This window comes from Pseudomonas sp. MH9.2, from assembly GCF_034353875.1.
Lineage (GTDB): Bacteria > Pseudomonadota > Gammaproteobacteria > Pseudomonadales > Pseudomonadaceae > Aquipseudomonas.
This window is the reverse complement of sequence record NZ_CP133784.1, coordinates 4,342,966-4,367,959: the sequence shown is the minus strand read 5'-3', so window position 1 is coordinate 4,367,959 and position 24,994 is coordinate 4,342,966. Positions and strand designations below refer to the sequence as shown.

General features: G+C 57.2%; 25 protein-coding genes. 10 read left to right on the top strand and 15 right to left on the bottom strand.

What is annotated here, in order from left to right; all coding sequences use genetic code 11:
• Nucleotides 1-113: 113 nt before the first annotated feature.
• Together RHM55_RS20125 and RHM55_RS20120 are read left to right on the top strand one after the other, a co-directional pair.
• Entirely contained in the window at nt 114-1,061 is a 948-nt protein-coding gene (locus tag RHM55_RS20125) for a LysR family transcriptional regulator (protein WP_219060895.1), read from the top strand.
• Nucleotides 1,062-1,172: 111 nt separating this feature from the next.
• Nucleotides 1,173-2,147, top strand: coding sequence for a D-glycerate dehydrogenase (locus tag RHM55_RS20120; RefSeq protein WP_322178000.1), 975 nt, complete (start codon nt 1,173-1,175; stop codon nt 2,145-2,147).
• Nucleotides 2,148-2,151: 4 nt separating this feature from the next.
• On the opposite strand, the gene RHM55_RS20115 is transcribed toward RHM55_RS20120, so the two are convergent.
• Nucleotides 2,152-3,066, bottom strand: a complete 915-nt coding sequence (locus tag RHM55_RS20115; RefSeq protein ID WP_322177999.1) for a DMT family transporter — start codon at nt 3,064-3,066, stop codon at nt 2,152-2,154.
• Between the two features lie 134 nt (nt 3,067-3,200).
• Between RHM55_RS20115 and RHM55_RS20110 the strand changes: the two genes are divergently transcribed.
• The 3 genes from RHM55_RS20110 (at nt 3,201) to RHM55_RS20100 (ending at nt 5,258) form a co-directional block, all read left to right on the top strand.
• Nucleotides 3,201-4,076: an AraC family transcriptional regulator gene (locus RHM55_RS20110; RefSeq protein WP_322177998.1), complete on the top strand. Its 876-nt coding sequence runs from the start codon at nt 3,201-3,203 to the stop codon at nt 4,074-4,076.
• Nucleotides 4,077-4,319: 243 nt separating this feature from the next.
• Complete coding sequence (locus RHM55_RS20105) at nt 4,320-4,751, top strand: HPF/RaiA family ribosome-associated protein (RefSeq protein WP_322177997.1); 432 nt, start codon at nt 4,320-4,322, stop codon at nt 4,749-4,751.
• 177 nt (nt 4,752-4,928) lie between these two features.
• A complete protein-coding gene (locus tag RHM55_RS20100; protein ID WP_219060889.1) occupies nt 4,929-5,258 on the top strand; it encodes a DUF3509 domain-containing protein in 330 nt (109 codons plus the stop codon).
• 63 nt (nt 5,259-5,321) lie between these two features.
• On the opposite strand, the gene RHM55_RS20095 is transcribed toward RHM55_RS20100, so the two are convergent.
• Entirely contained in the window at nt 5,322-5,810 is a 489-nt protein-coding gene (locus tag RHM55_RS20095; protein ID WP_322177996.1) for a phosphate-starvation-inducible protein PsiE, read from the bottom strand.
• 364 nt (nt 5,811-6,174) lie between these two features.
• On the opposite strand from RHM55_RS20095, the gene RHM55_RS20090 reads away from it, so the two are divergent.
• Nucleotides 6,175-6,438 (top strand): YebG family protein, encoded by a 264-nt coding sequence (locus tag RHM55_RS20090; RefSeq protein ID WP_322177995.1) that lies wholly within the window; start codon nt 6,175-6,177, stop codon nt 6,436-6,438.
• Between the two features lie 34 nt (nt 6,439-6,472).
• Here RHM55_RS20090 and RHM55_RS20085 read toward each other — a convergent pair whose 3' ends face one another.
• From RHM55_RS20085 to RHM55_RS20070, 4 genes are all read right to left on the bottom strand, one after another.
• The gene (locus RHM55_RS20085) at nt 6,473-7,582 is read right to left on the bottom strand and encodes a dihydrolipoamide acetyltransferase family protein (protein WP_322177994.1); all 1,110 of its coding nucleotides are present in this window, start codon (nt 7,580-7,582) and stop codon (nt 6,473-6,475) included.
• Nucleotides 7,583-7,593: 11 nt separating this feature from the next.
• Nucleotides 7,594-8,580, bottom strand: a complete 987-nt coding sequence (locus RHM55_RS20080; RefSeq protein ID WP_322177993.1) for an alpha-ketoacid dehydrogenase subunit beta — start codon at nt 8,578-8,580, stop codon at nt 7,594-7,596.
• The gene (gene pdhA / locus RHM55_RS20075) at nt 8,570-9,670 is read right to left on the bottom strand and encodes a pyruvate dehydrogenase (acetyl-transferring) E1 component subunit alpha (RefSeq protein ID WP_322177992.1); all 1,101 of its coding nucleotides are present in this window, start codon (nt 9,668-9,670) and stop codon (nt 8,570-8,572) included. Before pdhA ends, RHM55_RS20080 begins: the two co-directional genes overlap by 11 nt.
• A gap of 88 nt (nt 9,671-9,758) precedes the next feature.
• Nucleotides 9,759-10,781 carry a Leu/Phe/Val dehydrogenase gene (locus RHM55_RS20070; RefSeq protein ID WP_322177991.1) on the bottom strand — a complete coding sequence of 341 codons (1,023 nt, stop codon included), beginning with the start codon at nt 10,779-10,781 and terminating at the stop codon, nt 9,759-9,761.
• 239 nt (nt 10,782-11,020) lie between these two features.
• On the opposite strand from RHM55_RS20070, the gene RHM55_RS20065 reads away from it, so the two are divergent.
• Nucleotides 11,021-11,824 carry a SirB1 family protein gene (locus RHM55_RS20065; RefSeq protein WP_322177990.1) on the top strand — a complete coding sequence of 268 codons (804 nt, stop codon included), beginning with the start codon at nt 11,021-11,023 and terminating at the stop codon, nt 11,822-11,824.
• Nucleotides 11,825-11,833: 9 nt separating this feature from the next.
• Here RHM55_RS20065 and RHM55_RS20060 read toward each other — a convergent pair whose 3' ends face one another.
• The 4 genes from RHM55_RS20060 to RHM55_RS20045 form a co-directional block, all read right to left on the bottom strand.
• Nucleotides 11,834-14,392, bottom strand: a complete 2,559-nt coding sequence (locus RHM55_RS20060; protein WP_322177989.1) for a LuxR C-terminal-related transcriptional regulator — start codon at nt 14,390-14,392, stop codon at nt 11,834-11,836.
• A 160-nt stretch (nt 14,393-14,552) separates the two neighbouring features.
• Nucleotides 14,553-15,920 (bottom strand): DUF1329 domain-containing protein, encoded by a 1,368-nt coding sequence (locus tag RHM55_RS20055; protein WP_322177988.1) that lies wholly within the window; start codon nt 15,918-15,920, stop codon nt 14,553-14,555.
• A 22-nt stretch (nt 15,921-15,942) separates the two neighbouring features.
• On the bottom strand, nt 15,943-17,736 hold the full coding sequence (locus RHM55_RS20050) for a DUF1302 domain-containing protein (protein WP_322177987.1): 1,794 nt from the start codon (nt 17,734-17,736) through the stop codon (nt 15,943-15,945).
• Nucleotides 17,737-18,298: 562 nt separating this feature from the next.
• Nucleotides 18,299-18,823, bottom strand: a complete 525-nt coding sequence (locus RHM55_RS20045; RefSeq protein ID WP_322177986.1) for a hypothetical protein — start codon at nt 18,821-18,823, stop codon at nt 18,299-18,301.
• A gap of 324 nt (nt 18,824-19,147) precedes the next feature.
• On the opposite strand from RHM55_RS20045, the gene RHM55_RS20040 reads away from it, so the two are divergent.
• Nucleotides 19,148-19,552, top strand: coding sequence for a hypothetical protein (locus RHM55_RS20040; RefSeq protein ID WP_322177985.1), 405 nt, complete (start codon nt 19,148-19,150; stop codon nt 19,550-19,552).
• 202 nt (nt 19,553-19,754) lie between these two features.
• Here the strand turns inward: RHM55_RS20040 and RHM55_RS20035 are convergent, their stop codons facing one another.
• The 5 genes from RHM55_RS20035 to RHM55_RS20015 form a co-directional block, all read right to left on the bottom strand.
• A complete protein-coding gene (locus RHM55_RS20035; protein WP_322177984.1) occupies nt 19,755-20,159 on the bottom strand; it encodes a hypothetical protein in 405 nt (134 codons plus the stop codon).
• 197 nt (nt 20,160-20,356) lie between these two features.
• Nucleotides 20,357-21,268 (bottom strand): SDR family oxidoreductase, encoded by a 912-nt coding sequence (locus RHM55_RS20030; protein ID WP_219060877.1) that lies wholly within the window; start codon nt 21,266-21,268, stop codon nt 20,357-20,359.
• A gap of 126 nt (nt 21,269-21,394) precedes the next feature.
• Complete coding sequence (locus RHM55_RS20025; RefSeq protein WP_322177983.1) at nt 21,395-22,297, bottom strand: alpha/beta hydrolase; 903 nt, start codon at nt 22,295-22,297, stop codon at nt 21,395-21,397.
• Nucleotides 22,297-23,061 carry a class II aldolase/adducin family protein gene (locus RHM55_RS20020; RefSeq protein ID WP_416152028.1) on the bottom strand — a complete coding sequence of 255 codons (765 nt, stop codon included), beginning with the start codon at nt 23,059-23,061 and terminating at the stop codon, nt 22,297-22,299. The genes RHM55_RS20025 and RHM55_RS20020 overlap by 1 nt, the downstream gene beginning before the upstream one ends.
• 224 nt (nt 23,062-23,285) lie before the next feature.
• Nucleotides 23,286-23,741 (bottom strand): flavodoxin, encoded by a 456-nt coding sequence (locus RHM55_RS20015; protein ID WP_322177981.1) that lies wholly within the window; start codon nt 23,739-23,741, stop codon nt 23,286-23,288.
• Nucleotides 23,742-23,840: 99 nt separating this feature from the next.
• On the opposite strand from RHM55_RS20015, the gene RHM55_RS20010 reads away from it, so the two are divergent.
• On the top strand, nt 23,841-24,287 hold the full coding sequence (locus RHM55_RS20010; protein ID WP_322177980.1) for a PAS domain-containing protein: 447 nt from the start codon (nt 23,841-23,843) through the stop codon (nt 24,285-24,287).
• A 68-nt stretch (nt 24,288-24,355) separates the two neighbouring features.
• The gene (locus RHM55_RS20005; protein ID WP_322177979.1) at nt 24,356-24,964 is read left to right on the top strand and encodes a hypothetical protein; all 609 of its coding nucleotides are present in this window, start codon (nt 24,356-24,358) and stop codon (nt 24,962-24,964) included.
• Nucleotides 24,965-24,994 lie beyond the last annotated feature (30 nt).

Genomic DNA, 24,994 nt, shown 5'->3' with positions numbered 1-24,994 from the left:
AAGCCGAGGGAAGTGTGATTCTTTGTTACCAAACGCGCGATAATCCATTGGTCTGACTCACACGCAACTGTTACTTCATGTCACACTTTGCCAATCTCACCAGAGAACTGCCAATGGATACCCTGCAAAACATGCGCGCTTTCAGTTGCGTGGCGCAAGCGGGAAGCTTTACTGCAGCAGCAGTACAGCTCGATACCACCACCGCCAACGTATCGCGTGCAGTCTCAAATCTTGAAGCGCACCTGCAAACCCGACTGCTCAATCGCACCACTCGACGGATTGCCCTCACCGAAGCAGGCAAACGCTACCTGCTGCGCTGTGAACAAATCCTCGGGTATGTCGAAGAAGCCGAAGCTGAAGCCAGTGACGCTCACGCTCGCCCGGCCGGACAGCTGAAAGTCCATTCGATGACCGGCGTCGGCCAGCATTACGTTATCGATGCCATCGCCCGTTATCGCAAGCATCACCCGGACGTGACCTTCGACCTGACCATGGCCAACCGCGCGCCTGACCTGCTCAACGAGGGTTACGACGTCTCCATCGTCCTGGCCAGCGAGCTGCCGGATTCGGGTTTCGTTTCCCAACGCCTGGGGATCACCTACAGCATCGTTTGTGCCTCGCCGGCCTACGTCAAAGCCTTCGGTGCTGCGCAAAAGCCCCAAGACCTGCTCAACCACGCCTGCTTGCGCCTGGTCAGCCCGGTGATTCCGCTGGAGAAGTGGTTGTTTGATGGTCCTGAAGGTCAGGAGATGGTCACCATCGTCACCTCGCCCTTCCTGGTCAATTCGGCCGACGCCATGAAAACCGCGATCTGCAGTGGCATGGGGGTGGGGATTCTGCCGATTTACTCCGCCATCGAAGGTTTGCGCAACGGCACGCTGGTACGGGTCCTGCCCAACTACCGCTCGCAGGAACTGAACCTGTACGCCATCTACCCGTCGCGTCAGTACCTGGATGCGAAGATCAGGACGTGGGTCGAATACCTGCGCGGCTCACTGCCAGAGATTCTGGCCGCACATGAAGCCGACTTGAAAACCCACGACTTGATGAACATCGTCTGACCTGTTCCGCTCGGCAGAAGAATCCCCTCGAAAGAACCAGATGCCCAGGGACGGGCAAGAATGTTAGCGTGCTACGCACTGACCATTCGAACGTCCGAGAGTATCTGCCTGATGAAAAAGACCGTACTTGCCTTCAGCCGCGTGTCCCCTGAAATGGCCGAGCGCCTGCAGCAAGATTTCAACGTGATCGTACCCAACCCCAAGCTTGGCGATATGAACGCGCAGTTCAACGACGCGCTGCCGCACGCCCACGGCCTGATCGGCGCGGGCCGCACGCTGGGCCGCGAACAACTGCAAAGTGCCACCAGGCTGGAAGTGGTGTCGAGCATTTCGGTGGGCTACGACAATTACGAGCTGGGCTATTTCAACGAGCGCGGCATCATGCTCACCAACACCCCGGATGTGTTGACCGAAAGCACCGCTGACCTAGCCTTCGCCCTGCTCATGAGCAGCGCCCGACGCGTTACCGAACTGGACGCCTGGACCAAGGCTGGCCAATGGAAACGCACGGTCGAAGCCTCGCATTTCGGCACCGACGTGCATGGCAAGACCCTGGGTATCGTCGGCATGGGCAACATCGGCGCTGCCATTGCCCGTCGTGGTCATTTCGGTTTCAACATGCCAATCCTGTACAGCGGCAATAGTCGCAAGACCTCGCTGGAACAGGAAATGGGCGCGCAGTACCGCAGCCTCGATCAACTGCTGGCCGAGTCCGACTTCGTTTGCCTCGTGGTGCCATTGAGCGAAAAGACCAAACACCTGATCAGCACCCGCGAACTGGCGCTGATGAAGCCCAGTGCGATCCTGATCAATATCTCTCGCGGCCCGGTGGTCGACGAACCCGCGCTGATCGAAGCCCTGCAGCAGGGCACTATTCGTGGCGCGGGTCTGGATGTGTACGAAAAAGAACCGCTGGCCGAATCACCGCTGTTCCAGTTGAGCAACGCAGTCACCCTGCCGCACATCGGTTCCGCCACCCACGAGACGCGCCAGGCCATGGCCGATCGCGCCTACGCCAATTTGCGCAGTGCGTTGCTGGGTGAGCGACCGCAGGATCTGGTCAATCCGCAGGTGTGGAAGGGCTAAATCTTTAAACCAGCTTGCCGTTGCCGCTCTTGGCAGGGTTAACGGCAGGCTGCTTTGGCTTACGAAACACCAGCACATTCCCCAGCATCACCAACACCAGCCCCATCAACGCGGGCAGTGTCCATTGGTAGCCTTCGACGAACGCCGAGATATTCAGCGCGACCACCGGGAATAGCACGGTGCAATACGCCGCGCGTTCCGGTCCCATGCGTCCGACCAGGGTCAAGTAAGCGGTAAAGCCGATGACCGAGCCGGCAATCACCAGATACACCAGCGAGCCGATGTAGCGCGTGTTCCATTCGAAGCTGAAGGGCGTACCGCTGAGTAGACAATACACACTGAGCATCGCCGCACCGTAGAACATCCCCCAGGCATTGGTGGTCAGGGGGCGCAAGCCGGCTTTTTGTTGCAGGCTGGACAACAGATTACCGGCGGAGAAGCACAGCGTACCGAGCAGGGCCAGGCCCAGACCGAGCAAGGTTTCGTGACTGGCCGTACGCCCGGACAGTTCAGGCCAGAACAGACACGCCAGACCGATCAGTCCCAACGCCCCCCCGGCGAGCACATTGCGCGCGACTTTCTGGCGGAAAAAAATCCGGGCATTCAGTGCGTTCCACAGCGTCGAGGTGGAGAACACCACGGCGATCAAGCCGCTTGGGATCCACTGACTGGCCGTGTAGAAGCACATGAAGTTGACGCAGAACAGGCACAGGCCCTGCGCAAGACAAATGAATTGCCCGCGCCGATTGACCTTTTGCAGACGCCCGCTCAACAGCAGCATCACGAACAACACCAGGGCAGCGAAGCCGAAGCGATAGACAATCGACACCGGAATTGCCACGACGCCGAGCTGTAGTTTCAGAGCGATCCAGGTCGTGCCCCAGATCAAAACGGTGAGTAGATAAAGCGAGAGGTTCATCGTCGGGCTCCTGATTGAAGCCTCAGTCTGGCGCTTTGCATTAGCGCCGACTTGCACAATCTTGCGCATTTAATCGAGTGGAGGCTGGCAGCGCGGGCGCTACGGAGTAGGATGCGAATCGGAGAGAATCAGTTATGCCACCACTGGAAACCATCCAAGTCTTTCAAGCCCTGAACAGCTCGCCCAACGCTCGTCTGGAACAAAGCGCGGGGCTGGGTGACGGCATGGTCGCGGCCCTCTGGAACAACCGGCATGATGCGCAGGAGTACCAGGCGCCGAGCCACCACACGCTGTCCTGCTATATCGCGGGTGGCACCGGGACCTTTCGCCGCGAGCGACCCAACGACAAGGGCGGACCGGGCAAGTTATGTGTGTTGCCCGCCGGACATGAGTCCGCGTGGGTGATCAATGGCGAGATCCGTCTTGCACACCTGTACATCAGCCCCGAGCAATTCGCGCTGGGCTGCATCACCCTGCTGGACCGTGAGCCCCGCGAGCTGCAACTGCGCGAAAGCACCTTCATCGACGACCCCGAACAAGTGCAGCGTTTTCGCCGGTTGATCCAGCTCAACTGGAGCGAACCCGGCGAGCGCCTGCTGACCAGCAGCCTGGCCCACGACATGCTCAGCCATGCCCTGCTCAGCCAGGTTGGCCAGCGCGAAGGTCTGCGCCTCAAAGGCGGCCTGGCTCCGCACCTGCGGCGGCAGTTGGTGGACTACATCGAGAACCACCTGTCAGCCCCCATCAGCCTTGGGCTACTGGCGGGGCAATGCGCGCTGTCCGAATACCACTTCGCCCGCATGTTCCGCGAAAGCTTCGGTCTGCCGCCCCATCAATACCTGCTCGCCCGCCGCCTGACCCATGCCCGGCACCTGCTGCGTACCGGCAACCAAGCGTTCGGCGATATTGCCATGGCGTGCGGCTTTGCCAGCGCGAGTCACTTCAATAATCGATTTCGCCAGGCAATGGGCGCGACGCCGGGGGAATATCGGTTGGCGTTTGCCCGGTAACGGATCAACGCTTTCGGCAGCGCCTACATAAAATCAGTACGGACCTTGCGCCAAAGCCCGTCGCTGACGCTCGAGTCCCGGCCTGCCACCCCTGGTTTTTCCCACATCAAAATATTTCTGTGCACAAAGGGCTTGAATTGTTTCCTCATCGGCGCCAACACTGGAGGTGAGAGGCAAATGGTTTGAACTCCCCGAGCGAAACCGTCAGTTCTCATACGAGCAAGCCTAAGTAAGGGAAAATCTATGCAAATCCAGGTCAATTGCGATAACCACATCGAAAACAGCATCCGACTGGAGGAGTGGGTACGTACCACCGTTGAGAGCACGCTCGAACGCTACGAAGAAGACCTGACTCGCGTCGAAGTCCATCTCCGCGACGAAAATGGCGAGAAGCCAGGCCCGCATGACAAACGCTGCCAGATGGAAGCTCGTCCAAAAGGACACCAACCGATTTCAGTTACCCACAAAGCCGATACGCTGGATCGGGCTGTGGAAGGCGCGGCGGAAAAACTCGAGCATGCCCTTGAGCATTTGTTCGGTAAATTGCGCGACAAACGTGCCGGTGCGCCAGTAGCAGAAGGTGATCTGGAAGAGGGAGCAGAAAACCCGGACGCCCTGCTTCAGGAAGAGTTTTTGGAAAAAGAACTCGAAAAGGATGAGGTGTTGCACGGCTAATCCGGCAGCATGATTGATTTCAATACCCTAGCTATTGGAGCAATCACTTAAAGAAGGGCGGGCCTGTGCAAACAGGCCCGCCCTTCTTCGTCAAGGCGTCGGATTGATCTGGCTTCGCGAACTTAATCCATCCACCGCAGGTCAACTTAGGGAGACTTCTTGACTAGGTAACAGGCCATGGACAACCCTTTTCAACTCATCACTGACGCCTTTCAGCCCCAATACCGGGTCAACCTGAGCATTCAGAGCCTTGAGGGCAGCATCATGCTGACCTTGTCCAATGAAACGGGTGTCGTCGCCAAACGCCTCATCAGTGCCGCACAGCGCAATGAACCCAAACGTATGCGCCGCCTGATTGAAAGCGTGCAATTCGGCATTGCCATCGAGCAAGGCCACAGCGCCATGAAGATTCTCACCGCAATGACCGACGGCGATAACCTCAATCAACTGCACGTGCCGCGCAAAGACTGGCTGAGCAATCAACCCCATTTGAGGATCAGCGTGTAGACGCGAGCGGGCCTGGGTCATGTGCCCGGACTGAACCCAGCCCCGTACAGGCCAACTTACCGGTCAAATCTCCCCTTTCTCTTCAATCACGGCACCTTTTACAGTGCTGTGCGGATCAGGGATTTTTGCTGACGGGAACTGCGACGAAGCATATCGCACGACCAGAATCGAAAAGGCGAGCAAGAGAATGGCGCCCGAGAGATAAACCACACCCAGATCCGGTGGCGCATGGTGCGACACATCCGAAATCAACAATCGGGTGAGTGCCGTGATGGCGACGTAAATCAGAAACCGCACGGGCATGTGATTGGTCTTGAAATAAATCCCTGTCATCGCCCCTAATTCCAGGTAAATGAACAGCAACAAGATGTCATCGACCGTGACGTTTCCCTTCTCGACCATCCCCAAAAAAGCAACCACAGAAGCCCAGGCAGTGATCCCGCCAATCGCGAACAGCGCCATGAAATGGAAGCCTTCGACGCAGAGATTGCCGAATGACTCCGCTCGGGAATGCAGGTTTTCGCGGAGCTTTTCCGCCCATTTGGTTTCCATGATTCTTACCCCTGACCTTTCAATGTTAAAAAACGACTAACCCTGTCCGTATGAATCATCGGTGGGCCTGCTCTTGAAACAGATCCCGACACCCGCTGTGGGCAACTCGATCGGATGATGCAGTACCTACGTGACTATTTTCCGTTGTGCTGCATTTTGTAGCAGCTTTCCAAGCAGAATCGGGGCCAAAGTCTATGGTTGAGAGCGTGGTTCTTTGTCACAAGACACATCTCAACGCTCCCCCGATGCGCAGGGAGGTAAAAAAGCCACTATCCAAATCGAATCGGTTCGCTTATGCTTTTAGCTGTATAAAAATACAGTAGTCGCTAAAGACACATTATCGTAAAGGCATGTGAGGTGGTGAATGGCCGTCGAAGTGGTATACCGCAGCAGCCGAGATCTGGAGCGTTTGTTCATGGATAAAGCCGAAGCTGATCGTCATGACAAAATGCTTGAGCTGGCCGAGTTGCTCGCCGAAGTATTGCAAAGAGCAGTGCCGTCGTTGACGGAGTCACAAGTGGAAGAAGCCGGGATTTACATGGCGAAAAATCGTGATATTTTCGCCAAGGCCTTCAAGAACCAGCCGGACGCACTGTCCGAACTGCTCAGTGCGCCGTTGGAAGAATGACGTTGATGCGGTGTGTTCGGCACGCCGCGGTCAATCACCCCTCCGGTTTTTCCAGCGCTATCACCAACGCTTTGAAGAACCGCGCCGCTTCGCCGCCGGTCACGGCGCGATGGTCGAAGGTCAATGACAGCGGCAATATTGGATGCACCACCACATTGCCGTTTACCGCAACCGGCTCGTCACGAATGCCGCCAGCACCGAGGATAGCCACTTGTGGCGGGATGACCACCGGATTGGCGTAACGCCCGAACAAGGTGCCGAAATTGGACAGGGTCAGGGTGGCGCCCATCATTTCTTTGGGCGGAATCGAGCGCGCTTTGACGTCAGCCCGCAGTCGGTCCATGCCCTTTTTCAAATCCTCGGCTGTACGGTTGCCAACATTGCGCAACACCGGCACGAACAAGCCGTCAGGCGTATCAATGGCGATTCCCAGGTCGAGCGTTTCATGCTGCTTGATCGATAAGGATTTACCCTCGAACCCACTGTTGAGTACAGGCTCTACCTTGCACGCAGCCACCAAAGCTTGGCCCAAACGAATCAAGGGGTCGCGGGCGTGCCCCCAGCGGTGCAAATCAGCGTCAGCAAAAATCGTCACCGGCACCACTTCAGCGTGGGAGCGGGCCATGTTCAGCGCCATGCTGCGACGCACACCGTGCAGTTTTTCCCCGCCAAATTTATCGCGTTCCACCTGTGCCGCACCTTCGACATCGGCGCGGGTGATCAAGCCATCGCGGCCAGAGCCACTCACGGCACTGAGATCAACGCCAAGCTGTCGGGCCAACTGGCGCACCACAGGCGTGGCGCGGGAGGCCATGTGTTCGCGAGTCGACGGCGCCGCACCAATAAAAAACTGATCGTCCTGACTGTTGCCACCGCCTTCAAGACGCCCAACCACCGTGCCGGCATCACCCTCCCCTTCATACGCCATCAGCGGCTCACCCACGTGCAGGATGTCACCCTCACCGCCATAGGTTTTCGCCACGATGCCATCGTACGGCGCAGGAATATCAACAATAGCTTTGGCGGTTTCCACCGACACGAGCAACTGATCGGTCTTGACCGTTTCACCGGCCGCGACGTGCCATCGGACAATCTCGGCTTCCTGTAAACCTTCGCCCAGGTCCGGTAGTTTGAAATACTTCATGGCGGGTCTCCTCAGGCGAAATTCAAGGCGTTGTCACACGCGTGAAGGATGTCCGCAACGCCGGGGATGTACAGATGCTCCAGCCGATACAGCGGCGGCGGGATGTCTGGCGCGGTGACCCGCTGGATCGGCGCCTGCAAATCGAGGAATACCCGTTCATAGAGGCTGGCCGCGATTTCCGCCCCAACGCCACACGAACGCGGCGCTTCGTGGACGATCACACAACGTCCTGTTTTACGCACCGAAGCTTCCAGCGTGTCGAGGTCCAGTGGCTTGACGCAGGCGACATCGATCACTTCGGCCGACACACCTCGCTCCGCCAGCGCGCTGGCTGCTTGCAGGGTCTCGAGCACACTGGCACCCCAGCTGACCAGGGTGATGTCGCCGCCTTCACGCAGGGTGAAACAGGTGTCCAGCGGCAGTCGTTTGCCGTCGTCCACCAACGTTTGCGGGTTCATCCGGTAGAGTCGCGTCGGCTCGAGGAAGATCACCGGATCAGGGTCATCAATGGCCGCCAGCAGCAAACCATAGGCCCGTGCTGGCGAAGAAGGGATGATCACGCGCAAGCCGGGAATATGCGCGAACAACGCTTCGGTGCTTTCGCTGTGATGCTCGGGTGCGCGAATCCCGGCACCCATTGGAGTGCGCATTACCATCGGGCAACTCAAGCGACCCCGCGTGCGATTGCGCAGGCGGCTGGCGTGGGACACCAGTTGCTCCATGGCGGCATAGATGAAACCCATGAACTGGATTTCCACCACCGGTTTCAACCCCTGCGCCGCCATGCCGATCACCAGGCCACCCAGCATGGTTTCAGCCAGCGGCGAATCGATGACCCGCTTGAAACCGAAGCTGTCGCGTAAACCTTGAGTGGCGCGGAACACCCCACCGTTAACACCAACGTCTTCACCCAGGATCACCACATTTTCGTCCTCGACCATGGCCCGATGCAGCGCCAGATTGACCGCTTCCAGCAGCGTGACTTTTTCATTCGCCATGAGCGTCACTCCCGGCACGACGCATCGCCCGTTCAAGGAACCATTCGCGCTGCTCAGCCAGGGCCTCCGGCCATTTGGCGTAGACGTGATCAATTACCGACTCAGGCGCTTGAGTGCCAGCGTGGTCGAAGGCATCCACCGCCTTCTGCACCAACGCCTGGCATTCACTGATCAGTGCCCGCTCACGGCCTTCATCCCAGACATTCTGGCTCACCATGAACGATTGCAGGCGTTTGACCGGCTCTTCCAGCCAGGCGTGCTTGACCTCTTCAGCCGAGCGGTAACGAGTCGCGTCATCCGCAGTGGTGTGGTCGCCGAGGCGATAACTCAGGCACTCCAGCAGCACCGGACCTTTGCCTTTGCGGGCGCGCGCCAGAGCGTTCTGCACCCTGTCGTAGACCGCCAGCATGTCGTTGCCATCGACCTGCTCACCCTGAAAACCGGCGCCGATGGCTTTTTGCGCCAGCGTCGGCGCGCCGCACTGGATGCGTCGGGGCACAGAAATCGCCCACTGATTGTTATTGATCACGAACACCACAGGCAGTTGCCAGGTGCCCGCGACGTTGAGCGCTTCGAGGAAATCACCCTTGCTGGTTGCACCGTCGCCGCAGGTGGTCACCACCACCCTATGCTCGCCACGAATTTTGAACGCCGTGGCGACACCGCAGGCATGCAAGGCCTGGGTTGCAATCGGGATGTTCACCGGAAAGTCCTGGGCTACGGCCGGTTCGGCATAGTGACTGCCACGTTCATCTCCGCCCCAATACAGGAGAATTTCTTCCATACGCACGCCGCGCAATAGTTGCACGGCTGTGTCGCGGTAGTAGGGGACCAATACATCGTCAGGTTGCATCAGGCTACCAATGGCGACCCCGATGGCTTCCTGACCAAGAGTCGGCGCGTAGGTGCCAATGCGCCCGGTGCGTTGCAGCGCGACGACTTTCTGGTCGAACAGGCGGGTCAATACCATTTGCTTATAGAGCTGGGTCAGCAGGTTGAAGTCATCCGCCCAGCGCGGAAGTTCGCCGACCAGGCCACCTTCAGGGGTGAGATAGCGAGTGTATGCAACATTGATTTTGTTATAGGACACGGCACCCTCCCAACACGCGACAGTACGCGTGGCGACCCGTCTCGCCGCGTGTGACGGCAAGGTCTTGTCGGGTGACACCGGGTAGGTGCTAGCCGACGTTCAGCAGGCGTTCTGCCAACATATCGGCGACGCGCGCAGGGGAGCGCTTCTCCGCTTGGGCGTGGGCAAAAACCTCAGTTAATCTTAGTCCGATTCGCGACAGATGCGCGGTGATGGTACCCAGTGATTCCCCCTGATGCTGCAGGGCGACATAGATCAGGCCGCCGGAGTTGATCACGTAATCCGGCGCATAAAGAATGCCCCGATTTTCCAGATTATCCGCAACCTGCAAGCTACTCAGCTGAGTATTGGCCGCGCCGGCCACCGCTGCGCAACGCAGTTGAGCGACGCTATGACTATTGAGAATGGCGCCCAGCCCACAAGGCGCAAGGATGTCGCACGGTGTGCTGAGCAACGCTTCGCACGCAATGGGATGTGCGCCCAGTTGCTCCATGGCCAATTGCACCTTGCCGCTGTCCAAATCGCTGACCAGCAGTTCAGCGCCTGCCGCATGCAACTGTTCGGCCAAGGCATAACCGACATGCCCGAGCCCCTGAATCGCCACCCGCAGGCCTTCAAGATTGTCGCTGCCCAGTCGCGCCAGCGCCGTGGTACGAATACCAGCGAACACGCCCATGGCCGTGTGTGGCGAAGGATCACCCGCTTCGGTGGTGCTGGTGACATGTTGGGTGCACTGGGCGATGCAATCCATGTCGGCGCTGGAGGTGCCGCTGTCGACAGCAGTAATGTACCGACCGTCCAGGGTTTCGATAAAGCGGCCGAAGGATTCGAACAGCGCGGCACGATTGGGAACATGCGCCGGACGCATGATCACTGCTTTACCGCCGCCAAAAGGTAACCCGGCCAGCACTGCTTTGTAACTCATGTTTTGCGCCAGACGAATAGCATCCTCAATGGCGCTTTCCTCATCCACATAGGCAAGGTAACGACACCCGCCGAGGGCTGGGCCTTTTTTGCTGCTGTGAATCGCGATCACCGCTTTGAGCCCGGTATCTGGATCCACGATGAAGTGTAACGTTTCAACGTTTGAGCTTTGCATGAGAGCGAACATCGGTATTGCTCCCGGTTCTTTTTTCTACTGCGAGTATAGGCGCTGAAAAAAAAATCGACTGATCGCTCAAGCATAAGTAAACCCGCACGGATCGGCTCCAGGGCATAACACTCGAGCCCCTGACTCGGCGGCAGCGACGGTACTGGACGAAATCGACTGCTGGGGCTAAAACAAGGCATGTGAAGTCAGATGAACAGTCCGACGTATGACTCCACACGCCTGATCCACCGGAGAGGTCGATGACCCCACGTCAAGCTTGCATTGCCTGCCTGCAACGCACGCCGCCTTCAGTTTTTGAAGCGGCTTTGTGGGTGTCGGCCGAACACGATCCGGAGTTTTTGCCAGAACAAGCGCTTCAGAATATCGAGGACCTGAAGCGCCAGATCAGTGCGGCCCTGCCATTGTTACCGGCGGGGGAATTGGCGCAACCCTTGTTGCGTCAGCTGAACACGCTGGGGTTTCAGCAGGACGACTGGAGTCATCCAAAACCCCAGTCGGCGTTGCTGCACAAAATTTTGCAGCGCCGCCGTGGACAACCTTTGGGGCTGGCGATCATTGCGCTGGAGCTGGCCAGGCGTCTGGAAATCCCGCTGGAGGGTGTCAACTTTCCGGGGCATTTTCTGCTGCGTATGCCGGGTGCAGATCACCTCCTCGATCCCTGCGGAGGACGCAGGCTTTACCCTAAGGATTGCCGCGAACTGCTGGCCCGCCAATTCGGCCCGGACATGCAGCTCCAGTCCGGGCACATGGTTCGCGCGACCGACATGGCCATGGTGCAACGCTTGTCTCGCAACCTGCGGCACCTGCATCAACTAAATGATGATTTCCTGGCGTCGCTCAAGGACGCTGACCGGGTCGTGGAACTGGGCCAGGCGACCACCAGCGATCACCTCGCCCGTGCCAGCCTGTACCAGTCACTCGAATGCCCGCAGGCTGAGCGCTTCGACCTCGAACATGCGTTGTTACTCAGCGACGATCCGATTCAGCGCTTGCGTCTGACTGAACGGTTGAGCCATTTGCCACCCAACAGCGCGTTTCACTAGCCGCCCAACTCAGGCCATCAACCCCAACGCTTTGGCCTTCGCCACCGCCTGTGTGCGGCGTTCGACCCCCAGTTTGCTATGGATGCGCCGGGCATGGGTTTTCACCGTGTGCAGAGAAATGAACAACTGCTCGGCGATTTGCAGATTAGAGCTGCCGTGGGCGATCAGCTTGAGTACTTCGAGTTCACGCTGGCTGAGGGGATTGTCGGCGGCGGCAATCAGGTCGTCTTCCACCCCCAACTCGCGCAACAGTGTCGGCTGACGCAGCCTCAGTTCGCGTAACGGTTGCTGCAAATTGAAGCGACCTATCAGTGCCAGGCCCTCAGCCAGACAGGCATGCGCGGTTTGCACATCGGCTTGCAAAAACGCCACCTCTGCCATGGCCAGATAAAGCTCGGTCTCAAGGCTGTGCATGCCTTCTTGATGGGCCTTCCGCTGCAGGATGTGCAGGCGTTGCAACGGCTGTTCGGCCTGATGCAGATAGACTTCGGCCAGCACCAGCAGGTATTCGATACTCGGAATCAATTCCAGCGTGGCTGGCGGCGCATGTTTTGCCGGATGACGCCGGAGGTGACGCAGAACCCTGGCCAGAGCCTCTTGTACCAGGCCCGCACGACCTTGTTGCAGCCAGAAGTGACTGCTGACTTGCAGCAGCACGCCTCGCCAAAAATATTCCGGGATATGGTTTTGTTGCATCACACGCTCGGCATCGCGCAGCCAGACGAATGCCCGTGCGTAGTCGCCCTGATTGGCGTCCAACGTCGCCAATCCCAAAAAACCGAACAACGCCAGTTTGTCTTTGCTGCGCAAACATTGCTCTAGGCCGCTCCGGTAATGCAGCTTCGCTTGCTGATCCTGACCTTGGCGCAGGGCCAGACGCCCCCGGCGCAACGCAATCCGGCCCAGCAACGGGCCTGCGGGAGCGTGCTGAATCAACAGCAAATCGTGCATTTTCTCCAGCGTGCTCTCACTGCGCTGCAATGCCCCGCGCTGTTCCAGCAATTGCGCATGATCGAGTTCGAGCAAGGCTTCCAACAGCAGAGAACCCTCGCCCCGGGCCAGACACAGCGCGGTACGATTATGCGCCAGCGCTTGATCGAACTGGCCATTGAGCAGCGCCTGTTGCGTCAGCCCGGACAGGCACATCACCCGAACTTGCCACATGCTTTGCGACAGCTCCCGACAGGCGTCCTGCAGATGCCCGACAGCGAGGTCCGCCTTGCCCCAAAGATGCTGAAGCCAGCCTTGCTGTGCCTGCCACAGGGCGATCAATTCACGCTGTTGAGTGGCCGAGGGTTGCGGCGAAAAACGAGCCAGATGCTCCAGGCACGCACAGGCCTGGTCAAAACGGCCAGCGTACACCAACGCCGAACTGGTCAGGCTGATCAGGTGCGGCGTGCCCAGCATCAAGTCGGCGAAGCGTTCGTGCAGGTCCAGCAGCAACGCCACATTCTGCCCTTGCAACAGGTAGGAGAAGTCAACGTTTTGCAGCAGACTGACAGCGATTTCGTACTGTTCAGCCTGCAAGGCGTGTTCGATCGCCGATTGCCAATCCCTTTCTACGCTGAACCATTGGCAGGCACGACGATGCCAGGAGCGCCTCGCGGGCCATGCTTCATCGTGCAGGCATTGGGCCAACGGCGGAAATACCTGCAACCAATCGGTGTCGTGCTCGCAAGGTTCGATAAAGCTGCCCATGTCCTGCAATGCCTTGAGCCATTGCCCACCCTCGCCAGCCCCAAACAGGTGCTCGCACAGACCTGGATTGAAGCGCGGCAAATGCGCCAGCACACGCCAGGCCTCAGCCAATTCGGGGGCGAGCCCGGCGAACAGTTCGTGCTCAAGGTAATCGATCAAGGTTGTCGAACGGTGTTGCCGGTTGAGGTGCAGAGCACTGAAGTCTTCGGAAACGCACCAGTCGCTCGGGCTGAGCAACGCAACGCGTACGCCAACGCACCAACCGGCACTTTGGATAAAGATCGCAGCGGCGGCTTCGGGCGGCCAGACGACAGGCTCATGGGCCAACAGCTGTTCGATTTCTGCCTGATTGAACGCCAGCGCCGGGCCATAGCGTTCGAGCAATTCGCCGCTGAGCAGCAGACGTGGCCAGTTACACAGAGGACGTCTGCGCCCGCTAATCCACCAGGTCACCGCTGGGCTGCTGACAGCCAGCAAGCGATCAAGACAATGATCCAGCGCGGGCGCAGGGACACGACAATAGTCGTCGAGCACGATCCAGCACGGTGTTTGCCGGTGGGCCAACTGACTCAGAACACCGGTCTCGTCAGCCTCATCAAGGCCCAAAACAGTGGCCAGCAACGCACAGAAGCCGGCCGGCGTTTGCGCTTCTCCAGCCAGCGGCAGCCAGCCGACAAGACAGTCCTGAGGCGCCTGGCGGAGACACTCGCCGAGCAATGCACTTTTACCACTGCCCGCTGGCGCGCACAGTAGCTTGACCCGTGCACTCGAGGCCAGCAAAGGCGCGGTCAACCGGCTGCGTGTCAGGTGCTGAGGAGACAATCGCGGCCAGTGGTCCGCACGCCCCGCATGAACGGTAAAGGCAGTCATGGGATGGTCCCTTGTTATTCTTGCCTGCGCACTCACACTAAGCCGTTCGTCACACCTTGCTGTAGGAGTATTTGGCGCGCTTATCATCCCCCATAAAAAAAGCCACTCACAGTAACCGTGAATGGCTTTTCAAGCGGATTGAGACGTAAGTTGCAACCGATTAGCGGATGCCCGCGTTGCGCAGGGCGTTGGGGGTGAAGTCAGACACGTGGAGCTTCAGGCCGAACTGGAAGCTGCGTTTCTCCTCGTTCTTCATGCCCAGTGCGATGTAGCGGCCGGCGTTCAAATCGTACAGGGCTTCAAGGGTGTAAGCCGGCACTTGGTGGTCGTAATAAAACTGCGCATGACCCTCGGCCACCCGCCAGAGCTGGCCGCGACCGTCGTAATGGTCGACCAGCGCGATCTGCCAGGTATCCTCGTCGATGTACATATGGCGCTTGGCATAGATATGCCGCTCACCGGCTTTGAGTGTGCCGACCAATTCCCACACCCGGTGCAGCTCATAACGGGCCAGGTCCTGATTGATATGCCCAGCCTTGATTACGTCGCTGTACTTGAGGCTCGGCGAGTCAAGTTTGTAGCTGTTGTACGGGATGTACATTTCTTTCTTGCCGATCAACTTCCAGTCGTAGCGATCCGGGGCACCCGAGAACATGTCGAAGTTGTCCGACGTGCGCAGGCCATCCGCCGCAGTACCCGGACCGTCATACGCCACTTGCGGCGCACGCCGGACACGCCGCTGACCCGCATTGTAGATCCAGGCTAGACGCGGTTCTTTCACTTGATCGAGGGTTTCGTGCACCAGCAACACATTACCGGCCAGGCGCGCAGGCTTCGTCACTTCCTGCTTGAAGAAGGTCAGGATATTCGCGCCTTCTTCTGGTTTCAGGTCCGGTATGTCCTCCGGGGCACCGACGTCCTCTTCGAACGTGACCGAGTCGAACGCACCGTTCACTTGGGGAGTTACCTGGGTGATGGTGCGGTGCAGGTTGCCCCCGTGGTAACGGGTGATGTGGTTCCACAGCACTTCATTCGCGGTTTTAGGGATCGGGAACGCGTAGTAGCGGCTTTCGGCAAAATGGGCCAAGCCGTTGCCATCATTGATGGTCGTCACCGTGGCCGCGCTTTTCTTCGCCGCGTCATAGACCTTTTGCGGCAAGGCTACGGTGCGATGACTCGGATAAACCGGAATCCGATAGGTCGTGGGATAACGCTGGAACATCGCCTGCTGCCCATCGGACAGTTTGTCTTTGTACTGTGTCATGTTGCTGGCGGTGATGATAAACAGTGGTTTCTCGTTGGCGAACGGATCCGCGAGGAAACCCTTACTGTCCACCGCCCCCGCATTGACCGGGAGACCGCCGGTGTAAGCAGGGATCGAACCGTCGGCATTCCCTGCCATTTCTGCCCCCAATGGTGTCAGGCTTTTGCCCAGTTTCGCGACTTCGTCTGCCGACACCGCAGCCATTACGTTGGCTGCCAACAGGCTCAGCGCCAGGACGCCACATTGCAGGATCATCTTGCGCATAGTCATGTCCTTTTCAAGCCGATCAGAAGTTCACGCCGACGCTCAATGAAACGAAGTCACGATCGGTCAACGTGTTGTAATTACCACCGAAGAAATCGGTATAACTAAGGTTCGCGGTGTAGGTGTTGCGGTAGTCGGCATCGACCCCGAAGCTGACCGCTTTTGCACCCTGGTTAAACAAGCCGTTAGGGCCGTAACCATGCACGTCATGGGACCACGACAGGTTGGGCTTGAGGTTGATCCCGGCGAAAACGTTGGCGTAATCGAGAATCGCCCGGGCGCGATAACCCCATGATGTCGACGTGACAAAACCGCTGGTATCGCCACCAAAGCCATAGGCACCGTAGACCGAGTCACGGCCATAACGCAGCTCGCTGGTGGGTTCCAGCCCTCCCACATGGACGATTGCCGCTTCGCCAACCACAGTCAGCCGTTCAGCCCCCAGCACTTGGTCGAAGAAGTGGGTCAATGTGGACTGGATCTGGGTGATTTCTTTGCGCCGGTAACCTTTGTTATCCGCGCCAGGGCTCGATGCAATCGGTGACGCAGTCCCGCGAGCAATCGGGTTAAGCAGCGCCAGGGTCAGATCAGTCGTATTGAGCTGGACCGGGGCATTGGGCCGGTAGCTGATTTCGCCATTCCAGGCGGTACCCTCTGGCAGGGTGGTGGCGAAGCTGGCGCCGAACAACCGAACATTCTCCGGGTATTCAAGATAGTACTGGCCATTACCGAGCATGGTGCTCTGCGCAAGACCCGAACCGCTGCCTGGGGCAACGGCGTTGGCCGCAGCGGCGATACGTGGAATGGCACTCAATGTCGCCAGACCCGCCGTCTTGGTGCTCAGGACTGGCAGACGGCTGTGTAAGTTCTCGAAGTACAGGCCGTACTCGGTGTCGTCACCCAACCAGCGTAGCGCTGCACCGAACTGGCCGGTGTTTTTTGGATCACGGCTGCTGCCACGGGGGACGACCACGCCTTCAGGCGTGACCTGGAATCCCTGGCCAAAGGCAGCAGCAATCGGTTGCAACGGTTTGATGGCCGGGTTGCCCACGTCGTAGTTGTTGTTACACCCTTCGGCGACCACGTCGTTACCGAAGAAGGTGCCGCAGTTGTCGACAACCGTCTCTTGCCATTGCAACTGGTAAAAACCCTCGACGCTGAGCTTGTCGGTCAACCCTTGGGAACCGAAGAGCATGTTGACCGGAATCAACCCTTCCTTGATCTCGGCGCCTGGGCGGCGGAACGCCGACACGTCGATGGGATTGATCGAGTTGATCGAGTTACCGATGAAGGTACTTTCGCCCCAACTGACCACCTGCTTGCCTGCGCGCACAGTGCCCGGCAGATCCGCGATGCTGTAGCTGTGATAGACGAAGGCGTCGAGCAGTTGATAGCCCGACGATTTGGCCGCTTCTTTGCGCCCGTTATCGCTGACGTTCTTGAAGTCTTGAGTTTGGTTTTCAAGGACGAAGTCATACCAATATTTGCCCCGCAGGAACACGCCACTGTCGCCGTACTTCAGTTGCAGGTCGTGGACCCCTTTGAAAATCTCCGAGAAGGCGTCACCTTTCTTGAAGTTCAAACGGTTGTCATCGCCCGTGGCCGCCTGCCCTTTGCCGCCGTTCACAGTGCTGACCAGACTGGGGTCTGCGTTACGCAAACCCCAGCTTGCGCCGAGCGACAGCGAGGAGTCGAATTGCCCTTCGATTTCTCCAATATTGAATGAAACGGCGTGCGCCTGAGCCGTGCAGCCCAGCGCCACGGCGATGGCCAGCGTCTGTGGCTTGAAGATGGCGCGCATTATTGTTGTTGTCATGCGTCTTCCCCCTGGTGGTTGCAGAAGAAATCACCCTACTCACAGCCACCAGGAGGGATAAGCGCACCAAGGAGGTATTCTCGATGTACCTCTAAAGAATGAATCCCCCGTCTGGCACGGCTTTGCTCGCCATCATCGATGGCATGGATGATCCATGATGAGGGACATGGATTGAGCTTCCGGGCGCTGCAAATCCTGGCGAGATTTTGCGGACAACAACCGGAACCACCCCACTATTGCCGGGTATGTAACAGTCAATGTCGCAAACTGCTCTGTTTCATTGAGCCTGAATTCTTTATTCTTGCCGGGCTTTCACAGCAACCGGCCAGAACCCTTAAAACGCCGGTGATTCATTCAAGTGACTTGATTACTTACTGTGTACCGGCAGTGGCTCAAACATGAGCTTCTACGGACTGATTCGCCCCCAGGTTTATCGACGTTGGTTTGAAAGCTCCTGGATCTAACGTCTTGTTTAGCCGCTGTTTAAACAGCGGCTTTTTTTTGCCTGTCATTCAGCGATAATAGCTATAAGCCATCACCGCACCAAATTCCCACCCGCACTTTACTCCCGCTCTTTCGCACGCTGGCTGGCGTAGCTATCGCCCGTCGTCGCGTACGTGTGCAGGTTCTGCATGACATGAACCGCCCGGATATAGTCGGGGAGCAACATCGTGGCATAGGGATCACCGCGCAATGAGTTGTCCTTCATGGACGATATCCTGCCCGCGAAAAAATCCAGCGCGTTGATATTCACATCCGGGTTGATTGGCACTCCGTCTCTATCAAACTCGGCACCGGCTCTGTCCATGAGCTCGGCTGTGTGATTATCGATAAGGCCAAACTTGTAAAGCTGCTTGCCTAACTGACTGAGCTCATTGGGTGTGATCTCTTCAGGATTGAAGCCCTTGAGCTGCGGCTTCAACTTCAGTGTGTCCATATATTCTGCATCAAGCGCAATTGGATTTTCGCCGATTTCCAGCAGGATGCTATGGGTCAGCGCGGTGGCGGATGCTTTGGGCAATGTACTTTCTGGCGGCTGCCGAATAAAAACGGCAGGCAGGTCGCCCCAGATGCTAAATGTTGACATGGTGTTCTCCCGACTCAATAAATAGACAACTCATTGGGCATATCGGGAAACGGCTCGACAACTTTATAGTTCAAACAAGGCGTGTTTGAATTCCATCCAACGCCTACGTAATAACAAGAAATGTCGTACAAAAAATAGAGAAACTTCATCGACCCGGAAAAGCCCTACACTTATTTCAGATGCAGACTGACAAGAAAGCATGATTAACCTTAAGTCGCCAAGTCGGAATTCGAGTGTTACTTGAACGGTATTAGCGTTAACCATCGACATCCAAAAACCAGACATCACTCATAAAACAACCTGACAGACTCAAGGATCTTCATCATGAACAACAAGATTAACGCACTGCTGATTTCATTGCTGCTATGCCAATTTTCGGGGTCAAGCTTCGCGGAGCCTGTCGCCAGTATTGGGGCAGCGCCAATGTGTTTCAGAAATAACGGTACTATTTACGAGAGCATTGCGAACGCGGGTGAATACAAAGTTGTGCACGGCCCATTTACCACAAAATGCGGTACCACGGCGCACAGTATTCAACTGAGGAGCGTTGCAGGCGAGCGATTACCCGTGGTGGTAGAGCAGCTATCTGGGGGAGACTGGACAAGGGTTGTGAACGGTGCATTCGACCCCTATCAAAAACTTGGTAATGGCACGTTCCGAGTAATATTGGATAATCAGCAAGGCCAAACGCCTGTCCGCTACAAAGGAATATTCTCGGTCCCACTTTAACGGTTTACTCATAAGGTTGCCTGAGCCGCATGACCATGGGTCACGGCTCAGGCCTGGTTTAGCCTTCCGTGCCCGCGCTATTCAGACCCGGGTATCAATCAACGATGGCGTGCGAGAAAACTGTGCACGTTCCTGCAAGGCCAAGATAACAGTCATGGCAGTTTTCAGCGTAGTCACTGTTTCCTTGGCAAAATCGTGCCCTTCAGTAATACTGACCTTTAAGGAACTCAAGACTCCTGTCAAAATACTCGAAAGCATTCGTTTTTTTGTCCATATTTATTTGATTACCTTGATCATTGAACTCACTCCCGACCGCGCCAAGCCAAGACCCCGTAATATGATCAATTATGCCCATCTTTTGGAGCATAACGCTTATGCTTATAAGCTCTCGACTGCTAGTACTCTCAGGATCGAAGCCTGATAGATCAAACTCAAACCCCTCCAGTTTCGACGAATTCGAAATACTATCATCCGCCCAGAATTGCCGTAACTTCTGGGCAATACTTTCTTCCTCGACGGAACGACCGGAGGACGTTCTGAACTGCCTGTCAGGCACATAGGTGTAGGCGCTTATTCGGTCTTTGATCAGACCAAAATTTTCAATCATGCAGGCCTCCAAAATCGACATAGCTATTAACGTCGTATCGGGAGTCGTTAGAAAATCTTGATATGCGTCCGACCTAAAACAGCATCAAAAATAGATTTAGAGATCATTCCTACATACAAAGTAAGAATAAGCCTACAAAAAAATTCGGCCGATCAGGTATGCCCTGATCGACCGAGTTAAATATGAAGCCACTATTATCAAGCGCTATACTTTTGCAGGTTTTTCATCATCTCTTGCAGGGCTTCGATGGTGTCTTTTGGGTGTGCTGCACCTTCGAAGTCGCAGATGTTCTGCCAGCTAGCGGCGACATCTTCCGGGCTAAAACCGGTACGAGGGTCGAAGCCGGCACCGACGCTGCGCTCCCAGCGGGTCTTGCCTATCCAGCCGCCGCCGACTTCGAACAGGCCTGAACTCTCCTGGCACTGTTCGCTGCCGAGAAACACCACTAGCGGACTGATCAGTTCAGGCTTAAGCAATTCGAACACACCGGCCGGAATCAACCCTTCTGTCATGCGTGTACCGCCGGTTGGGGCGATGGCATTGACCAGGATGTTGTTCTTGCGCCCTTCAAGGGCCAAGGTGCGGGTCAGGCCGTAAAGGCCAAGCTTGGCCATGCCGTAGTTGGACTGACCGAAGTTGCCGTAGATGCCGGAGGTCGATGAGGTGAAAATCACGCGCCCGTAGTTCTGCTCACGCATGTGCGGCCAAGCAGCATGGGTCACCTTGTAGGCGCCTTCGACGTGCACGCGATACACCAGGTCCCAATCGGGGTCTTCCATTTTGGCAAAGGTCTTGTCCCGCAGGATACCGGCGTTATTGACCACGACATCGATACGACCGAATGCATCCAGTGCGTTTTGTACGATTTTGGCGCCGTCAGTGACCGAGTCATGGTTGGCAACCGCGGTGCCGCCCGCCTCGCGAATCTCTGCAACTACACGATCTGCCGCCGACGCGTTGGCACCCTCACCATGCGCCGAGCCCCCCAGATCGTTGACCACTACGCGTGCGCCATGTTTGGCAAACAGCAACGCATGGGCGCGACCCAAACCACCGCCGGCCCCCGTAACGATGACGACCTTATCTTCAAAACGCACAGGCTCACTCATGGACAGCTCCAGCAAAGGTGGACAATGGCTTGAGTGTCGAACACTCGCCCCTCAGTCACAATCAATACGCTCAGTGCTGAATAGTGCGCAATAAGGTAGCAGGATGGGGGGCCTGATTAGCGACGTTCAGGAACACGCCAATACCCGGCTCGGGGCATCTAATGCGGCCCGGAAACTGAGGTAATGCTGCAGAACCAGTACTGGCGCCTCGGTTTGCGGGTAATGACCGATACCCTGTAACAGCACAGTGTCGGCATTGGGGATCAATTCGCGGTAGCGCTCGACCATGTGCGCACCGGAGATCGGATCGACCGCACCGTCGATCACACGCATAGGAACATCCCCGCGTCGCATGGCGGCCAACCAGCGATCACGCTGCACAATTCGCTCGGGAATGTAGTTGATCAAACGGTGGATGATCCGCGGTCCCTGGTTGGTTTCGATCAGGCTCCAGAAGTCATCCAGCTCACTTTCACTGGGTCGCGTGTCAGGGCCAAATATCTGGGTAAAACTTTTAACCAGACGTTCCCGGCTGAACATCCGGCCCACCAGCCAGCCCAGTGGGCTGAGCAGCAGTTTCTGGACCAGCAGTTTGCGATGGGTCTCCGGGAACAGCCCGCCATTGAGGAACACGCAACTGGCCATGGCGAACGTCCCTTCATAATGCCGGGCCAGCAATTCCTGGGCGACGCTGTCGCCGTAATCATGTGCCAACACATGCACCGCCTGTTCAACCCGCAGGTGCTCGAGCAGCGCCTGCTGCAGGTCGGCCTGTTCCAGCAGGCGGTAATCATGGTCCTGCGGCTTGGACGAATCGCCGAAACCCAGCATGTCGCAGGCAATCACCCGATAACGCTGAGTCAAGGGTTGCCACAGGTAATGCCAATCCCAACTGGCGGTGGGGAAGCCATGAATCAACAACAATGGCTCGCCCTGCCCCGCTACCCAGTAGCGAATGGTCTGGCCCCGGAACAAAAAATTTTGTCCACGGGTACGCCAGACGGACAAAGGGATCTCTGCCAGCGGCATTATTCTTTGTAGCTCGGGTCTTGTTTATCGAGTGTGCGCAGCAACGCCGGCCAGGCCAACGCCCCGCCCATGCCCTGGGTGCTTTTAGTCACCCCGGCAATCATCGCTTTCGCGCCAGCCAGGATCTGCCCGTCGACAGGAATCAGCTCCGCGCCACCGGTTTGCGCCAGCACCTGGATTTCACAGGCACGCTGGAAGGTGAACATCATCAGGAAGGCATCGGCAATGCTGCTGGCGCATGTCAACAGCCCATGATTGTTGAGCATCAAGAAGCTGTTATCACCCAGATCAGCTTGCAGCCGCGCTTTTTCTTCATAATTAAGGGCGACGCCTTCATAGGGGTGATAAGCCAGGCTCGACAGAACGAAAATCGATTGCTGACTGATCGGCAAGATCCCCTGTTTTTGCGCAGACACCGCAACCCCCGCCGCCGTATGGGTATGCAGCACGCAAGCCACATCATGCCGAACTTCATGCACCGCACTGTGAATGGTGTAGCCGGCCGGGTTGATCTCGTAGGGGCTGTCCATCAATTTGTTACCGGCCTGATCGATTTTGACCAGACTCGATGCCGTGATTTCGTGAAACATCAGGCCGAACGGGTTGATCAGGAAATCTTCGGTACCAGGAACCTTGGCCGATATGTGGGTAAAAATCAGATCGTCCCAACCGTGCATCGCAACCAACCGATAGCAGGCCGCGAGATCAACCCGCGCCTGCCATTCGGCGGCGCTGACTTGATCTTTCACGCTTCGGGAGGGCAAAACTTGGGCAACATTCACGGTGCTCACCTCGGCTTTTTATACTAATCGCGATTAGATTCCCATCTCGATCAGTCTAGTCAGGCCTGAGTATCCCGGTAGTTGCATTGGCAGCCAGCTTACTGACCGAGCGAGTCATATCAGGGCGCACGGGTAAGAGCGGAACAGGCTTGGCAGGTATTGCTGCTGCCCAGCCTGCTCACGCGGTGCGCGCGCGATCGACCGACTCAGGCGTTTAGATGACGAATAAACTCCGCCAGCCACGGTTCTGCATCGGATTCAGGGGTAACGGTCTCGCTGGCATCCAGGCGCAACATGGGTTGCACTTCACGAATCCCCAGCTCGGCAAATAGCTCGCGCACCTGCTCGCCACCGCCGCAGAACGTATCGCCATAGCTGGCGTCGCCCAGGCCAATCACTCCGCCGGGCAAGCCACGCCAGGCCGCAGGCAACAGATCGCGAATCTGCGAATAGAGCGCCTGGAAGTTATCAGGCAATTCACCCAGCCCGGTGGTCGAGGTCACGACCAGAAACGCCTCGGGCGCGAACGCTTGCAACTCTGCCAAGGTGACACGCGGGTTGTGTCTAACCTCGTGGCCAGCGGCACGAATGATTGTTTCGGCATGCCGGGCGACTTCTTCGGCAGAGCCATAGACCGACCCGGAAAGGATGACCACTTTCATAAATAGACCCTGTAACACAGTAAAAACGTCGGGCATTATGCCCCAACGCAGCGCGATGTCTTAGAATGCTGGCTTGGCAATTCGCAACGGAAGCTTCCCATGATCAATGCAAAACTGTTGCAGCTGGTAATCAACGCCTCGAATGATGGCATTGTGGTCGCTGAGCAGGAAGGTGATGACAACATCCTGATCTATGCGAACAAGGCATTCGAATCGCTGACAGGCTACGCGGTGGAAGATATTTTGTATCGCGATTGCCGTTTCCTGCAGGCCGATGACCGGCAGCAACCAGGGCTGGAGGTGATTCGCCAGGCAATTGCCAGCGGCCAGCCTTGCCGGCAGGTGCTGCGCAACTATCGCAAGGACGGCAGCGCCTTCTGGAACGAGTTATCGATCACGCCGGTATTCAATGAGGCCGATCAGCTAACCTATTTCATCGGCATTCAAAAAAATGTCAGCGCACAGATCGAAGCGCAACAGCGCGTCGTCGAGCTGGAAGCCCAGCTGGCGCTCGCACGGGCAGAGATAGAATCACTAAAAAAATGACAAGTGGGGCTAACAAACCACTGAATGAGCTGTCTGTTCTCTAATAACCGCATATTTCGGGCTTTAGCATGCAACGCGATACCCTACTCACTCAGGATGAGCTGGATTTCATTCAGAACATGCAGCACAACCCGAAGCTGAACGTGCGTGATGCGTCGCGCGGCCTGCTCGTCAATGGTGGCGTGCAGATTCAGGAGTTGCTGACCCGTCTGGCTGCCCATGAGCAGGTGACGATTCAGGCACAGTTCGAAAACCAGCAAATGACCTTTCCGTTGCATCTGGTGGAAGATGAATTCCATGCCATGCATCTGGAGTTGGGCGCGCCGAGTATTTATGAAGAACAAGGTCCTCAGGTGCGTCCGTGGCGACTGAGCCTGCCTGAACCGCTACCGCTGCAAACCGAAAAAGGTTCGCAGAGTGCGCTCTGGGTGCATGAAATCTCGTTCAAGGGGATTTTGCTGGAGAACCGCAAAGCGACCAAACCGCCAAAATACTTCGCCCAATGGTTTGCTCCGACGGGCTACGCGCCCATTGCGTTGCGCGGCACCTTCGAACGGCTGACAGAACAAGGTCTTGCGGCGTACCGTCTGAGCCAGCGCAACAAAGAAGACACTGAGCGCCTGCGCCAGTACATCCTGCAACAACATCTACTGGTTCACCCTGCTCCGCTCGACTGAGCAACCGTGAACCGCGCCCCCCTGATCAAG